Annotated in this window: 12 protein-coding genes; 10 read left to right on the top strand and 2 right to left on the bottom strand. The window is 67.5% G+C overall.

The annotated features are described in order from the left end of the window. Positions 1-8 precede the first annotated feature (8 nt). The 7 genes from F784_RS0110955 to F784_RS0110925 all read left to right on the top strand — a co-directional run bounded on the left by F784_RS0110955 (position 9) and on the right by F784_RS0110925 (position 7611). Positions 9-761 (top strand): sulfite exporter TauE/SafE family protein, encoded by a 753-nt coding sequence (locus tag F784_RS0110955; RefSeq protein WP_019586775.1) that lies wholly within the window; start codon positions 9-11, stop codon positions 759-761. Next, the gene (locus tag F784_RS0110950) at positions 758-1030 is read left to right on the top strand and encodes a hypothetical protein (RefSeq protein ID WP_019586774.1); all 273 of its coding nucleotides are present in this window, start codon (positions 758-760) and stop codon (positions 1028-1030) included. The genes F784_RS0110955 and F784_RS0110950 overlap by 4 nt, the downstream gene beginning before the upstream one ends. A 314-nt stretch (positions 1031-1344) precedes the next feature. Next, positions 1345-2430: a hypothetical protein gene (locus F784_RS0110940; RefSeq protein ID WP_019586772.1), complete on the top strand. Its 1086-nt coding sequence runs from the start codon at positions 1345-1347 to the stop codon at positions 2428-2430. Between the two features lie 101 nt (positions 2431-2531). Then, positions 2532-4880, top strand: coding sequence for a 3-hydroxyacyl-CoA dehydrogenase/enoyl-CoA hydratase family protein (locus F784_RS0110935; protein WP_019586771.1), 2349 nt, complete (start codon positions 2532-2534; stop codon positions 4878-4880). Between the two features lie 2 nt (positions 4881-4882). Next, entirely contained in the window at positions 4883-6070 is a 1188-nt protein-coding gene (locus F784_RS22970) for an alpha/beta hydrolase family protein (protein ID WP_040383026.1), read from the top strand. Further along, a complete protein-coding gene (locus tag F784_RS26140) occupies positions 6057-6413 on the top strand; it encodes a hypothetical protein (RefSeq protein ID WP_157465192.1) in 357 nt (118 codons plus the stop codon). The genes F784_RS22970 and F784_RS26140 overlap by 14 nt, the downstream gene beginning before the upstream one ends. Then, positions 6406-7611, top strand: coding sequence for a thiolase family protein (locus F784_RS0110925; protein ID WP_019586769.1), 1206 nt, complete (start codon positions 6406-6408; stop codon positions 7609-7611). Before F784_RS26140 ends, F784_RS0110925 begins: the two co-directional genes overlap by 8 nt. An 81-nt stretch (positions 7612-7692) precedes the next feature. On the opposite strand, the gene F784_RS24605 is transcribed toward F784_RS0110925, so the two are convergent. Next, complete coding sequence (locus F784_RS24605) at positions 7693-8631, bottom strand: Ig-like domain-containing protein (RefSeq protein ID WP_019586768.1); 939 nt, start codon at positions 8629-8631, stop codon at positions 7693-7695. A 351-nt stretch (positions 8632-8982) separates the two neighbouring features. On the opposite strand from F784_RS24605, the gene F784_RS0110910 reads away from it, so the two are divergent. From F784_RS0110910 to F784_RS0110900, 3 genes are read left to right on the top strand one after another with little or no spacing between them, the layout of a single operon-like run. Further along, positions 8983-10203 carry a 23S rRNA (cytosine(2499)-C(5))-methyltransferase gene (locus F784_RS0110910; RefSeq protein WP_026332412.1) on the top strand — a complete coding sequence of 407 codons (1221 nt, stop codon included), beginning with the start codon at positions 8983-8985 and terminating at the stop codon, positions 10201-10203. A 6-nt stretch (positions 10204-10209) separates the two neighbouring features. After that, positions 10210-11295 (top strand): DNA polymerase IV, encoded by a 1086-nt coding sequence (dinB, locus tag F784_RS0110905; protein WP_019586765.1) that lies wholly within the window; start codon positions 10210-10212, stop codon positions 11293-11295. A gap of 33 nt (positions 11296-11328) precedes the next feature. Next, positions 11329-12534: a branched-chain amino acid ABC transporter substrate-binding protein gene (locus F784_RS0110900; protein ID WP_019586764.1), complete on the top strand. Its 1206-nt coding sequence runs from the start codon at positions 11329-11331 to the stop codon at positions 12532-12534. 56 nt (positions 12535-12590) lie between these two features. Here the strand turns inward: F784_RS0110900 and ppsA are convergent, their stop codons facing one another. After that, on the bottom strand, positions 12591-14972 hold the full coding sequence (ppsA, locus tag F784_RS0110895; protein ID WP_026332411.1) for a phosphoenolpyruvate synthase: 2382 nt from the start codon (positions 14970-14972) through the stop codon (positions 12591-12593). Positions 14973-15107: the final 135 nt, after the last annotated feature.

Here is a 15107-nt window from a genome sequence, read left to right as displayed (position 1 = left end):
CTCTCTTGATGCTCGCCGTGATCGGCGTGGGCCTGCTCGCCGGGGTGCTGGGCGCGATCCTGGGGCTGGGCGGCGGCGTGGTCGTGGTGCCCGCGCTGGAGTTCGTGCTGCCGCACTTCGGACACCCCATCACCATCCAGCAGGCGGTTGCCGTGTCGCAGATCGGGGTGCTGGCGGTGGGGCTGAGCGGGGCGGCGAGCTACCTGCAACAGGGGCTGGTGCGGGCCAGGACGGGCTACCTGCTCTCGCCGTACACCATCCTGGGCGGCGCGATCGGCTCTTTCCTGGGGTTGGTCCTCCCCGCGCGGGCGGTGGCGACCGTGTTCGCCCTGCTGCTGCTGTACTCCGCCTACAACCTGCTGCGCGGCCTGAAACGGGTGGAGGTCGAGCGCGCTCCGAGCCGCCTCGTCCCCCCGGCGATGACCTTGGCGGGCATCATGAGCGGCCTGCTGGGCATCGGGGGCGGGACGGTGCAGGTGCCCGTCCTGAACCTGCTCGCGGGCGTGCCCATCCGGCAGGCCATCGCCACGAGTACCTTCATCATGGGCCTGACCGCTGTAGGGAACGCGCTGGTGTACCAGGCGGGCGGCCTGCTCGACGTGCGGCTGGCGGCGGGAGTCGCCCTCGGTGTCCTCGTGGGGGCGCGGGCCGGGGCCGGTCTGCAAAGCCGGATTCCCGCCGCGCAGCTCAAGCTGTTTTTCAGCCTGCTCCTGATCTTCACCGCGGGGCAACTTCTCTGGAAATACTGGGGGCACGGATGACTCCCGAGCGACCGAAAAACACCGAACTCGCGGGCCTTCCCGCCTGGCTCTATCCCGCGGGCTTTTGGGTGGGCGTGGTGCTCCTCGCGCTCGGCGTGCTGTTTCCTGGCCTCGCCGTCGTCGGCGTCTCGTGGGTGGGGCTGGTGCCCGTTCTGGCTGCCGTGTGGGCCGCCGCCGCGGCATGGAACCGGGACCGCCGTCTCAGCATTGCGGCGCTCGCGGCACTGGGAGGGCTGGTGGTGGTGTACATCGTGAAGGGCTTCATCTAACCCACCACAAGAAACGCCCACCTGGACGGAGGGCGTTTCGCTCCAACCGGGTCTACTTCCGGCTGTGGGGGAGCAGGAGAACAGAGAAAAGCTGAGGGGTTTGTCCCTACTGTACTCCTCTCCAGCAACTTGCTCACTTCGTAAAGGCGATCTAAAAGGCCCTCCTGTCTAGCCATGAGCGAGTGGGGCTGCGGACGAAGGTCGCCCGTGACCCGGAGTTCGAGCTGATCCTGGGGAGGACGGACAGGAGGCCCGCGTCCTGCGTCCAGATCGGAGGCACGATCTGACTTCCCACCCCCGCCCTAAGCTGGAGCATGACACTTCGGTCCGCCCTGCTCGTGGGCCTCACGCTGCTGTGCCCCGCCGCCCTCGCCCAACGGACCCCGCAGGAGTTGGCGACGGCGCTCCAGAAAGCAGCGCGGGCGGGGAACGTTTCGGCCTATCGGAATCTGCTCGCTCCAGATGGGACCTTCGCTGTCGAGGGCGCCAACTTCGCGGCGGACCTTACCCGTAAGCCGCCCAGGGACGTGACCTACACCTTCAGCGACCTTCGGCAGCAGGGCTCCCGGGCCGAGGCCGACCTCACCCTCGCATGGACGCGCGTGCCGGGGCGGACGAGCCGGGTCACGCTGCCGGTACAACTCGTGCGCGTGGGAGAAGTGTGGCGCTACGCGGGGGAAGCGTTCGAGCCGATCAAGACGGGGACGGGCACCTTGCTCGCCCTGAAGGTGCCGGGTTTGCCGGAGCGTGCGGGGCCCCTCGCCCCCCTCCTGACCCGCGCGGCCCAGGAGGTGAAGAGCGTGCTGGGCCTGACCGTTCCCGGGGACGCCGTGGTCAAGGTCTACCCGGATGCTCCACGCCTGAGCGCCAGCGTGTATCTTTCCCTGCCCCCCGTCGCGGGTTGGAACGAGCCGGGCGAGGCGATCAAGCTCGTGATGCCGGGTGGCTCTCCCGGGGAGGTCGAGAGCGAGACCCTGCGTCTGCTGACCCACGAATTCACCCACCTCGCCGTGGGGTTGGCGGCGGGGGAGGGCCGGGACAAGCGCATTCCCTGGTGGCTGCACGAGGGGCTGGCGAACTTCGCGGCCCACGCCTTCGTGTCCGCCCCCGGCTGGCAGGCGTGGCAGAGCCGCGCGAACGCCTACGCCCGCTCCGGCTGGATATCCCTGGCCGAACTGGCCGACTTTCCCTCCGTCCCCGAAGGCCGCTGGGACAACGCCTACCGCCAGGGGCTCGGGGTGGTGGAGTTCCTGGCCGGGACTCGGGGCGAGGAAGGGCCGTGGCATCTCGCCCAGGCGTTCGCGGAAACGGGGAATGCCGACGCTGCCGCCCGGGCTGTCGACTTCCCCTCCTTCGCCGCGCTGGAGACCGCCGCCCGGTCCTGGCTCGCCGCCCGCTGATCCCGCCCCTTTGTGCCCCGCCCGGTGGACAAACGTCACGGGGCGTCCTAACCTTTGGACCGAGTTCAAGATTTTAGCCCTTGGCTGCCGCAGGAGGTCGCATGAAGAATCAGCCGTACCGCATCCAGAAAGCCGCCGTGATCGGCGCGGGCGTGATGGGTGCCGCCATCGCCGCGCAGCTCGCCAACGCGGGCATCCCCGTCACCCTGCTCGACATCGTGCTGCCCGACAACCCGGACCGGAATTTCTTGGCGAAGCAGGGGATTCAGCGGGCGCTGAAGGCCAGCCCCGCCGCCTTCATGGACCCGGCCCGTGCCGCCCTCATCACGCCGGGTAACCTGGAAGACGATCTGAAGAAGCTCAAGGACGCTGACTGGATCCTGGAAGCGATCATCGAGAAGCTCGACGCCAAGCGCGACCTGTGGGCGCGGGTCGAGGGCGTCGCCAAGAAGACGGCGATCATCTCCAGCAACTCCTCCGGCATCCCCATGCACCTCCAGATCGAGGGCCGGGGCGAGGACTTCCAGCGGCGTTTTGTCGGCGCGCACTTCTTCAACCCGCCGCGCTACCTGCACCTCCTCGAAGTCATCCCCACGCCGAAGACTGATCCCGACGTGCTGCGCGCCTTCTCCGAGTTCGGTGAGCACACGCTGGGCAAGGGCATCGTGGTCGCCAACGACGTGCCGGGCTTCGTTGCCAACCGCATCGGCGTGTACGGCATCGTCCGCGCGATGCGACATATGGAGCGCACCGGTCTGACGCCCGACGAGGTGGACCAGCTCACCGGCCCCGTCCTGAGCCGCGCCAAGAGTGCGACCTTCCGTACCGCCGACCTGAGTGGGCTCGACATCATCTACCACGTGGCGAACGACCTGAACCGCGTCACGCTGCCCGACGAGGACTTCAGCCTCACCGACACCTTCAGGCGGCTCGTCGAGGAGAAGAAGTGGCTCGGCGACAAGACGGGCAGCGGCTTTTACAAGAAGACGAAGGACGAGAAGGGCAAGACCAAAATTCTTAGCCTCAACCTCGAAACGCTGGAGTACGAGGACGGCGGCAAGGTGAAGGTCTCCGCCGTGGAGGCCGTGAAGGGGCAGCCCCTCGCTCAGCGGGTGAAGGCTCTTTACAACGCCGAGGGCCGGGAGGGCGACTTCCTGCGCGGCGTGATGAACGACGGCTTCTGGTACGCCGCGAAGATGGCGGGGAAAGTGTCGAACCGTCTTCAGGACATCGACAACGCCCTCAAGTGGGGCTTCGGCTGGGAGGAAGGCCCCTTCGAGACGATGGACACGCTGGGTGTGCAGACCGTCATCGCCAACCTGGAGGCCGAGGGCCGCACCCTCCCGCCCCTGCTCCAGGCGATGAAGGAATCGGGCCGCGAGCGCTTCTACCAGGACGGGGAGACGGTCACTCCGACGGGCGAGCCCACCAAGTATGAGGCGCCCTACTTCATCCTGACCGACCTGAAGAAGGACGCCACGAGGGTCGTCAAGAAGCGTCCCGGCGCGAGCGTCGTGGACCTGGGCGACGGTGTGCTTCTCGTCGAGTGGCACGCGAAGATGAACGCCCTCGGGGAAGATCAGCTCCGCGCCGTGCAGGATGCCCACAAGCTCGTGCAGGAGATGGGGTACGCCGGGCTCGTCCTCGGCAACCAGGGCGAGAACTTCAGCGCGGGGGCGAACCTTCCCCTGATCCTGTCGCAGGCGCAGGACGAGGAGTGGGACGAGCTGGACAGCGCGATCAAGCAGTTCCAGCAGGTCACCACCTCCATGCGCTTCAGCCCCCACCCCACGGTCGCCGCGCCCTTCGGCCTGGCCCTCGGCGGTGGCTGCGAGTTCTCCATCCACGCGGACCACATTGTCGCCAGCGCGGAGCTGTACATGGGCCTGGTGGAAGTGGGCGTGGGCCTAATTCCCGGCGGCGGCGGCACGAAGGAGATGCTGCTGCGCTTCACGGACCAGCTCCAGCCGAACCAGCCTCTGCTACCCGCCGTCCAGCGTGCCTTTGAACTCATCGGCACGGCCAAGGTGTCCACGAGTGCTCTGGAGGCCCGCAAGCTCGGCTTCCTGCGCGACCACGACACCATCGCCATGAACAGGAACCACATCATCGAGGAGGCCAAGCGGATGGTGCTGGCCCTGGCGCCCGGCTACGTGCAGCCCACGCCGCGCCAGGACATCCCCGTGATGGGCGACGCCGCTATCGCCGCCGTCAAGCTTGCCCTGTACGGCATGACGGAGGGCGGGTACGCCACGAAGTACGACGCCGAGGTGGGCAAGCAACTCGCCCGCGTCCTGAGCGGCGGTACCGGCAACAACCGGAACGCGAAGGTGAGTGAGCAGCACCTCCTCGACCTGGAGCGCGAGGCCTTCCTCACCCTGCTGGGCAAGAAGGGTACCCAGGACCGCATCGCCCACATGCTCAAGACGGGCAAGCCGTTAAGGAACTAAGTGTGAGCGAGCGTCCCCGCCTCCTCGACCGTTTGCGCCATGTCCGCAAGCGCCACGTCGCCGCCTGGGCTGCCGTGGGCTACGCTGCCCTGCTGGGCGTTGGGGCGTTCGTCGGTGCCGACATCACCCTGCGCTCCAAAACACGGCGGGTAAAGGGCGTGTTCGTCGCCATAGGGCGGCGGGGAAACTCGGTGTGGTTGCCCGCGCTGCCGGAGACGCTTTCAAGGGGCGTAATAGGCGTTGTTCCACTCCGCCCCAACCGGGGGCACGCGGTCCTGAGTCCTGCCCGAATCATGGGCACGCTGGTGCGCCGGGATATTCAGGAGGAACGCGGCGTGGTGCCCAATGGCGCCCTCGCCTGGGCCTCCTCCTTCGTCTACAACGGCACCCCAGCACAACTGGGCGTGGGGTACGAGGACACCGCCGTAAAGACAACTCTGGGAGACATGCCCGCCTGGCACATCCCCCCCGCCTCCGGCGAACGTGATGCCCTCGTAATCGTCGTGCACGGGCACGGCGGGCAGCGGTCGCAGGCGCTCAGAATGCTTCCGGCGCTGCGGCGGACGGGCGCGGGCTCCCTCTTCGTCACGTTCAGGAACGCTTATGGCGCCCCGCGCACCGAGAACGGCTACCACACCCTGGGCGACGAGGAGGCTGAGGACGTTATAGCCGCCCTGCAGTGGGCGAGGAAGGCGGGGTACAGGCGGGCGGTGCTGTATGGCTTCAGCATGGGCGGCAACATCGTCCTGAGCGTCTTGCGCCCGAAGCACGAGCCGTTCCCCCTCCCCGTCCTGGGCGTGATGCTCGACTGCCCGGTACTCGACTGGCGCGCGACCATTCGGTGGCAGGGGCAGCGGTACGGCCTGCCGCCCTTCGTGGCGCGGCATATGGCGACCTTCGTGCAGTACGTCGTCACCCGCCGGTCCGGCCAGGACTTCGACGCGGTGGACCAGATCAGGGCCGCCCCCACCTTCCGGGTGCCCATCCTCCTGTGGCACGGCACCCGCGACCGCACCATTCCTGTGGGACAGGCAGACGCTCTGGCCGCCGCCCGCCCCGATCTGGTGGAGTACCACCGGGTCGAGGGAGCCAAGCACATCCGCTGCTGGAACATTGACCCGGAGAGATATGACGCGGTGCTGGAGGGGTTCGTGGCGCGGGTGTTGGGGCGGAGCTATGTCCAAGGCTAATCTCCGTACAGTCAACGTTCCTCTTGTGGCCGAAACACAAGGGCAAAGGCTGGTCGTTGAGCCTTGGGCTGAGGAGTACGAGCTACAAGTAGGTGTTCATTACGTTCTGGAGATCACCGGGCCAATAGGTGGGCAACCCGAAATTGGGCGAGATGACAATTTGACCACCATCCACGCTTGGTTGGGTAGCACTTTTTGCCTCTTAGATCAGATGCAAAATGTGGTTCTGAACAGCGACCTCGTTGTCCCTGCTACGCCCCCTGAGATGAGTGTCAATAGTTTTCTCAAGGCGGTATCGGGACAGAAAACCATCCCCCAGGAGAAGGAGAACCCTAATGCGTGATGCTGTTATCGTTTCCGCCGTTCGTACCCCCGTGGGGCGTGGCGTCAAAGGCACCCTCGCCAACACCCGCCCCGATGACCTCGCCGCCCTCGTGCTAAGCGAGGCCGTGAAGCGCGCGGGCGTGGACCCCTCCATCGTGGAGGACGTGTACATGGGCTGCGCCATCCCCGAGGCCGAGCAGGGCCTGAACGTGGCGCGCATGGCCGCGCTGCGGGCGGGGATGCCCGACTGCGTGGGCGGCGTGACGATCAACCGCTTCTGCTCCAGCGGCCTCCAGACCATCGCCATGGCGGCGGCGGCGATCCAGACCGGGCAGGCAGATGTGATGCTCGCCGGGGGCGTGGAGAGTATGAGCATGGTGCCCATGACCGGCCACAACCCCAGCCCCAACCCTGACCTCGTGGACGAGCGCCCCGGGGCCTACATCGGCATGGGCCTGACCGCCGAGAACGTGGCCGCCAAGTACGGGGTGAGCCGGGAGGACCAGGACCAGTTCGCCCTCCGCTCCCACAAGCGCGCGGCGGCGGCCCAGGACTCCGGCAAGTTCGACGCCGAGATCGTGCCCGTGCCCGTGCAGGTAGACAAGCTCAAGGGCACGAAGGTCACCAGCACAACCGTCACCTTCGACAAGGACGAGCTGATTCGCCGGGACGCCAACCTGGAGGACATGGCGAAGGTGCGCCCGGCCTTCAAGGCGACCGGCTCGGTGAGCGCGGCGAATTCCAGCCCCTTCAGCGACGGGGCTGCCGCCGTCCTCGTGATGAGTGCCGATAAGGCGCAGGAACTCGGCGTGAAGCCGCTCGCCAAGTTCCTGGGCTTCGCAGTGGCGGGCGTGGAGCCGGAACTCATGGGCATCGGTCCTGTGCGCGCGGTCCCGAAGGTGCTCGCCCAGACGGGCCTGACCCTGGACGACATCGACCTGATCGAGCTGAACGAGGCCTTTGCTGCCCAGAGCCTCGCCGTGGCCCGTGAACTGGGCTTCGACGAGGAGAAGATGAACGTGAACGGCGGTGCCATCGCCCTAGGGCACCCGCTGGGCTGCTCGGGCGCCAAGCTGACCACGACCGCGATCTACGAGTTGCGGCGCCGGGGCGGCGGCAAGGCGCTCATCACCATGTGCATTGGCGGTGGCATGGGCGCGGCGGGCGTGATCGAGGTCTTCCCCGAGGAGGGCGCGGGGGAACAGGCGGCGGACTGACACTTCAGAACTGCTGGGAAGGGGCCACCGCCCGGGCGGTGGCCCCTTCCCTTGCTGGTTCCTACCGGGTGGCAGGAGCGGTCAGCGCGCGGCGGCCACTTTCTGGACGAGGGGAAACAGCTGCCCAGCGGTGAAGCTGGTGCTTGCCCCGTTCGGCGTCTTGGCGGACGCGGCCAGCGCACTGGCCTGGCGAATCAGCTTTGCCACCTGGAGTTGAGGGCGGCTTTGTGCCGAGAAGCCACCAGCGGACACGGACAGGCCCTCGAGAGACGGGGTAGTGCTGACCTGGCTCATACCGAAGGCAACGGCCCGACTGCTGGTGGGGTCGGCGCGAAGCTCCGCGTCGTCATCGAAGAAGAACGGCCTGCCCTGCTGAGTTTCGAGGGCATTGTCATCGTCGTCGGCCAGGATAAAAAGGTCTTTGTTCTCTGGATCGCGGACGAGGCGCACCTGAAGTTGCCCGGAGTCCGTCACTGGCCCCATGACGGTCAATCCCTCAAGCCCCACGTCGCTTTTGAAATCACCGGGAGCCACGTTCTTTCCATAGACTCCGAGCGCCAGAGTGCCCGTGTCGACATCGGTTTGACTAAAGAGGGTGGTCAGGCCGGAAGCCACCACATTGTTGGAGGAGTCGACGGCCACCCACACCCAGTCCCCCTGATACAGGGTATTGATGTTGATCGTCGTGTTCAGGCCACCCTGCCCCACGTTGCCCGCCGCGTCGTAAGCCTTGGCGGTGAAACTCACTGAGCCGTTGTTGCGTTGGTCCACAGTGAAGGTGGCTGTGTAAGGCGCGTCGGTATCGGTGGAGATGAGGGTGCTGCCCTGGTAGAACTCGACCTTCGTGACGCCGACATTATCCGAGGTAGAGGCGGTCAGCGTGAAGTCGCCCGGCGTGGTGGGTGACATGCCCGAGAGCTTCACGGTGGGGGCAGTCGTGTCCGTCGTCGGCGTCTCACTGCCACCGCACGAGGCGAGTAGGAGGGCAGCACCGAGAATGGGTAGGGCCAGTTTTTTCATCACCCCCTCAGCGTAAAGGTCGATGACTTTCGCTGTTGCCGCATATGCGGCATGAGCGGATTGCTTCCAGTGGTGCGGCCTGTGTTCTCGCTCCCCTGCACCCAGTGGCTCCGCCGCGCTTACCACAGCACGATCAGCGAGGCCAGCGCGAGGGCCAGCAGCACCGTCCCGAAGCTGTGCCTGTCCGTCCTGGAAAAGCTCACGATGAAGCTGGTTCCCCTCGGCCCTGCTGCGCTCAATACGAGAGCCTGTCCAGTGAACGACCTCTCACAGTGCCCCAAATGAGGGGAGGCTCCGGAAGAGTGGTCCGGGCGCTGGCGGAGGGGCTGGGGAACCTCTACCCTGGCGGCGATGCCTGAGCCCGTTTCCCCCGCCCGCCCCCGCCTACGCTTGCGTGTGACGGCCACGGCGGAGTCGCATCTGCGCGCGGGGCACCCCTGGCTGTACGAGTCGAGCGTGCGCGAGCAGAACCGCGAGGGCGAGGCCGGGGAACTCGCCGTGGTGTACGACCGCCGCGACCGTTTTCTCGCCCTCGGCCTGTATGACCCCCATTCGCCGCTGCGGCTGCGGGTGTTGCATATGGGCTTGCCGGTGGTTGTAGACGAGGCGTGGTGGGAGGCCCGGCTGGAGGCGGCCGTCCACCGCCGCGCGGCGCTCTTCGGGCCGGAGACGGACGGCTACCGGGTGCTGAACGGCGAGAGCGACGGCTTTCCCGGTGCCGTTCTCGACCGCTACTCGCGCACGCTGGTCCTGAAGCTCTACACGGCGGCCTGGTTTCCCCACCTGTCCCTGCTGCTGCGGCTGTTGGAGGAGCGTTTCCCGAAGTACCGGGTGGTCGTGCGCCTCAGCCGCAACATAGAGACGCTGGCGGAGGAGGCGGGGCTACACGACGGGGAGACGCTGGTAGGCACGGAACCCGACGGGCCGGTGATCTTCCGCGAGTCGGGCCTGCATTTCGAGGCGGACGTGGTGCGCGGGCAGAAGACCGGCTTTTTCCTCGACCAGCGCGAGAACCGCCGCCGGGTGGAGGCCGTGGCGAAGGGGCGGCGGGTGTTAAACGCCTTTTCCTTCTCCGGGGGCTTCTCGCTGTACGCGGCGCGCGGTGGGGCGACCGACGTGGTCAGCCTCGACATCAGCGCGCACGCCCTCAGGAGTGCTGAGCGTAACTTCGCCCTGAACGTTGCCGATCCGCACATCGCCGCCTGCCGCCACGAGACGGTGCAGGCGGACGTGTTCGACTGGCTGTCAGGGACGCGGCGCGAGTTCGACCTGATCGTCCTTGACCCTCCCTCCCTGGCGCGGCGGGAGGCGGAGCGGGCCGGGGCGATCCGCGCGTACGCGAAGTTGGCGGCGGACGGGCTGCGCCGACTGGCACCGGGCGGCATCCTCGTCAGCGCCTCCTGTTCCGCCCACGTCAGCGCCGACGAATTCTTCGAGGCCGTGCGGGGGGTGGCCCGCCGCAGCAGCCGCCGTTGGCGCGAGCTGCGGACCAGCCGCCACGCCCCCGACCACCACGCCGCCTTCCCCGAGGCGGAGTACCTCAAGGCGATCTACCTGCACTTCGAACCCTGAATACCTGTGGTGGGGGAGGGGACGCGCAAGATCATCCATGTGGACATGGACGCCTTCTACGCGTCCGTGGAGCAGCGGGACGACCCCCGGCTGCGTGGGCGGCCCCTCGCCGTCGCCTGGGGCGGCAAACGCAGTGTGGTCCTCACCGCGAGTTACGAGGCCCGGTCCTTCGGGGTGCGGAGCGCGATGCCGCTCTACCACGCGCTCGAACGCTGCCCGGATCTGCTCGTCGTGGAGCCGAGGTTCGAGGCCTACCGGGAGGTGAGCGCCCAGGTCCGCGAGATTTTCCGGCGCTACACCCCGCTCGTCGAGCCCCTCTCGCTGGACGAGGCGTATCTGGACGTGACGGCTCCCCTCATCGGCGGGCCGAGCGCCACCCGCATCGCCGGGAGTATCCGCGCGGAGATTCGGGCGACCACCGATCTCACCGCCACGGCGGGGGTCAGTGTGAACAAGTTCCTCGCCAAGCTGGCGAGCGGGCGGAACAAGCCCGACGGCCTGACCGTGCTCCTGCCCGCGCAGGCGGACGTGCTGCTGGCCTCCCTCCCCACCGCCGACTTCCATGGCATTGGCCCGGCGACGGCCCGCAAGCTCGCGGCGCATGGCATTCATACGGGGGCGGACTTGCGCGCCACGCCCCCCGAGACGCTGGTCACCCTCTTCGGCCGTGTGGGCGAGCATTTCGCCCGCATCGCCCGGGGGCAAGATGACCGACCGGTGGAGCCGGACCGCGCCCCCGTCAGCATCGGCGCCGAGGAGACTTATGCGGACGACCTGCATACGCCGGAACAGGTGCGGGCGGTCCTGCCGGGCCTGGCGCGAGCCGTCGAGCGCCGCCTCGCACGGGCGAACGTGACGGGCCGCGTGGTCGTCCTCAAACTCAAGTTCCACGACCGGACCCTCCTCACCCGGCGCGTGACGCTGCCCCAACCTGTGCGGGAGGCGGAAGTCCTGACGCGGGTGGCTTCCCGCCTGGTGAGCGCTGAGCTGTTGGCCGGTCGGGGTGTCCGCCTCGTCGGGATTACGGTGGCCGGGCTCGGGCCGCCGACACCCCCCCAGCCCACGTTGTTCGGCGAGACGTGGGAGGAGTAAGAGCATTGTTATGCAGGATTCGTAGCTTGAATTATGCAGAAGGCAAAGAGCAAGGGTTGGTTCAAGGGTGCAGCACTCTCCGCGCTGTTGCTGGCGAGCGGGGCGAGCGCGGCCACGATCAAGGTGGGGACGGTCAGCCCGCTGAGCGGCAGCCTGACGGCCATCGGCAGCGAGGTCAAGCGGGGGGCGGAACTCGCGGTGCGGGCGCAGGCAGGGGCGTTCAGGGCGCTGGGGTACGACCTCGTCCTCGCCCCCTACGACGATCAGGCCTCGGCGGCGCTGGGCGGGCAGGTCGCCAAGACGATCCTGGCGGACAAGAGCGTGATTGGCGTGGTCGGGGCGCTGAATTCCAGCGTCTCGAACGTGCTGGCGCAGGCCTTCGCGCCCGCCAGGCTCGCGCTCGTGTCGCCCACCAGCACGAACGACGGGCTGACCCAGAACGGCTGGACGAACTTCAACCGGGTCGTGTCGCCCGACAGCGCGCAGGGCGTGGCGGCGGCCGGATACATCGCCGATGAGCTGAAGGCGAACTCGGTGTTCGTGATCTCCGACAACACCGCCTATGGCAACGGGCTGACCAAGGTCCTGCTCAGCAACCTGAAAAAGCGCGGGATCAAGGTCGCGGGCTACACGGGAGCCTCCGCTGCCACTCCGGCCCAGATCACCGATGTCGTCAAGCAGGTCAAGGCGAGTGGCGCCCCGGTCGTGTACTTCGGCGGCACGGACGACACCGGCTCGCTGCTCGTCAAGTCGCTGCGCGCGGCGGGCGTCAAGGCGACCTTCATGGGCGGGGACGGCCTCGACTCGCCCAGCTTCCTCCAGCGGGCGGGGATCGCGGGGGCGGGCGTGGTGTACAGCACCGGCTTCGGCCCGGTGAGCGCCTTTTCCAACGCGCTGGACTTCACCGACCGCTACAAGGCGGCCTACAAGACGGCGCCGAGCGGCGTGGCCGTGTACTCCTACGACGCCATGATGGTCCTCCTGGAAGGCATCAAGGCCGCCGCGAATCAGGCGGGCCACGTGCCCACCCGCGCTCAGGTCAGCGAGGCGGTCCGCAAGGTGAACCTCCCCGCCTGCTTCAGCGCGGACAAGTCCAAGTGCATGACCGTGACGGGTGCCGTCAACTTCTCGACCAGTGGCGAGCGGCAGCGGTCGCGTCTGCTCATCATGCGCTTCGACGACGTGCTTCAGCCCCAGGTGGCGAAGGTCCAGATCGTCACCGCCGACAGCTTGAAATAAGGGGAGAAAAAAAGGGACGGCTCCGGGTGGGCCGTCCCTCTCTTGCGAAAGAAGTCCTACGCCCGCGCCGTCTCCCGCTCCCCGTTCACCTCACCCGCCAGGTGGAGCCAGGTGCTCAGGACCGAGTCGGGGTTGAGGCTCACCGAGTCGATGCCCTGCTCCATCAGCCACGCGGCGAGGGCAGGATGGTCGGAAGGACCCTGTCCGCAGATGCCGACGTACTTACCTTGCCGCTTGGCCGCCCTGATCGCCTGACTCATCAGCGCCAGCACGGCCTCGTTCTGCTCGTCGAACATGTCCGCCACCAGCCCGGAGTCGCGGTCCAGCGCAAGCGTGAGCTGCGTCAGGTCGTTGCTGCCGATGGAGTAGCCATCGAAGTGCTCCAGAAACTGCTCGGCCAGAATGGCGTTGCTTGGCACCTCGCACATCATGATGACCTTCAGGTCGTTCTCGCCGCGCTTCAGGCCGTTGCGTTCCAGAATCTCGATGATCGTCCGCGCCTCGGCCACCGTGCGGACGAAGGGGATCATGACCTGCACGTTCGTCAGGCCCATCTCGTCGCGCACCGCCTTGATCGCCTCGCATTCCAGGGCAAAGGCGGCGGCGAAGTCGGGCGAGCGGTAGCGGGAGGCGCCCCGGAAGCCGATCATGGGGTTTTCCTCCTGCGGCTCGTAGGCGGGGCCGCCGATCAGGTGCGCGTACTCGTTGCTCTTGAAGTCGGAGAGGCGCACGATCACGGGTTTGGGCGCGAACGCCGCCGCGATGCTCGCCACGCCCTCCGCCAGCTTCTCGCGGAAGAAGTCGCGCGGGGAGGCGTACCCGGTTGTCTTCTCCTCAATCTGGGTCTTCACGTCCTCCGGCACGTCCGGGTAGTCCAGCAGCGCGCGGGGGTGAACGCCGATCACGTTCGAGCAGACAAACTCCACCCGCGCCAGCCCCACGCCCTCATTCGGCAGCGCCGCGAAGGAGAAGGCCCGGTCGGGCGAGGCGACGTTCATCATGATCTTCATGGGCACATCGGGCATGGCGTCCAGTTCCACCCGGTTGACCCGGAAGGGGAGCTGGCCCTCGTATACGTAGCCGGTGTCGCCCTCGGCACAACTGACCGTGACCTCCTGCCCGCTCCGCAGTTCACGGGTCGCGTTCCCCGTTCCCACGACCGCCGGAATCCCCAGCTCCCGCGCGATGATTGCCGCGTGGCAGGTGCGCCCGCCCCGGTTGGTCACGATGGCGCTGGCGCGCTTCATCACCGGCTCCCAGTCGGGGTCGGTCATGTCGGCGACAAGGACGTCCCCCTCCCGCACCTGATCCATCTCGGCAGGGTCGCCGACGACACGCACGGTGCCCGCGCCGATGCGGCTTCCGACCGCCCGGCCCTCGACCAGCACCTCGCCCTTCCCCTGAAGCTCGAAGCGTTCCAACGTTCGCCCAGCGCGGCTCTGTACCGTCTCGGGGCGGGCCTGAAGGATGTAGATTTGCCCGTCGCGCCCATCCTTGCCCCACTCGATGTCCATCGGGCGGCCGTAGTGCTCCTCGATGGCCACGCACTGGCGGGCGAGTTCGGTCAGGTCCTCGTCCGAGAGGGAGAAGCGGCGACGTTCGGCCTCGGAAACGTCCACCGATTCGACGCCGCCCCCCTCGGCGTAGATCATCTTCCTGGCCTTGCTCCCCAGCGTGCGGCGCAGCACGGCGCGTTTCCCGGCCTTCAGCGCGGGCTTGTACACGAAGAATTCGTCGGGATTGACGGCTCCCTGCACGACGAGTTCCCCCAGCCCGTACGCCGCCGTCACCAGCACCGCCCCCCGGTAGCCGCTCTCGGTGTCGAGGGTAAAAGCCACGCCGCTCACGCCCAGGTTGGTGCGGACCATGCGCTGCACGCCCGCTGAGAGCGCGACCTCCGAATGCTCGAAGTTGTGGTGGACGCGGTAGGAGATCGCCCGGTCGTTGTAGAGGCTGGCGAAGACGAGGCGGACGTGGTGCAGCACAGCGTCGATGCCCCGCACGTTCAGGAAGGTCTCCTGCTGACCTGCGAAGGAGGCTTCCGGCAGGTCCTCGGCGGTGGCGCTGGAGCGCACGGCCACGTCGGGTTCCGTGCCCCCGGCCTCCGCTGTAATTTGCGCGTATGCGTCGCGGATAGCCTGTTCCAACTCGGCGGGCAGCTCGCCCTGTTCCACCCAGCCGCGAATCTCCCGACCGGCGGCGGTGAGGGCTACCACGTCGTTCACGTCCAGGGAGGAGAGCCTTTCGTTGATCTTCTCCTCGATCCCGTTATGGGTCAGGAAGGCGCGGAAGGCGTCGGCGGTCGTGGCAAAGCCGCCCGGCACCCGCACCCCCGCCCCTGCCAGGCCCTGAATCATCTCGCCGATGGAGGCGTTCTTGCCGCCCACGACCTCCACGTCCGTCATCCTTAGTGTCTGGAACCAGCGAATCATATTCATGTGTCCTCCGCGTGTAGAAGGGAGTCCCGCGCGTGGAAGCGGCGGGGGTTGGTGTATCGGCTGCCCGCCCAGCTTAACCCGAGGGCCGTCCCAACCCTGCCACCTTTCGGGGGACAGCCTTCATGGTTCTGGGGA

The organism is Deinococcus apachensis DSM 19763 (assembly GCF_000381345.1).
Lineage (GTDB): Bacteria > Deinococcota > Deinococci > Deinococcales > Deinococcaceae > Deinococcus > Deinococcus apachensis.
The sequence above is the reverse complement of the archived record's forward strand: the minus strand, read 5'-3'. Positions and strand labels throughout refer to the sequence as shown.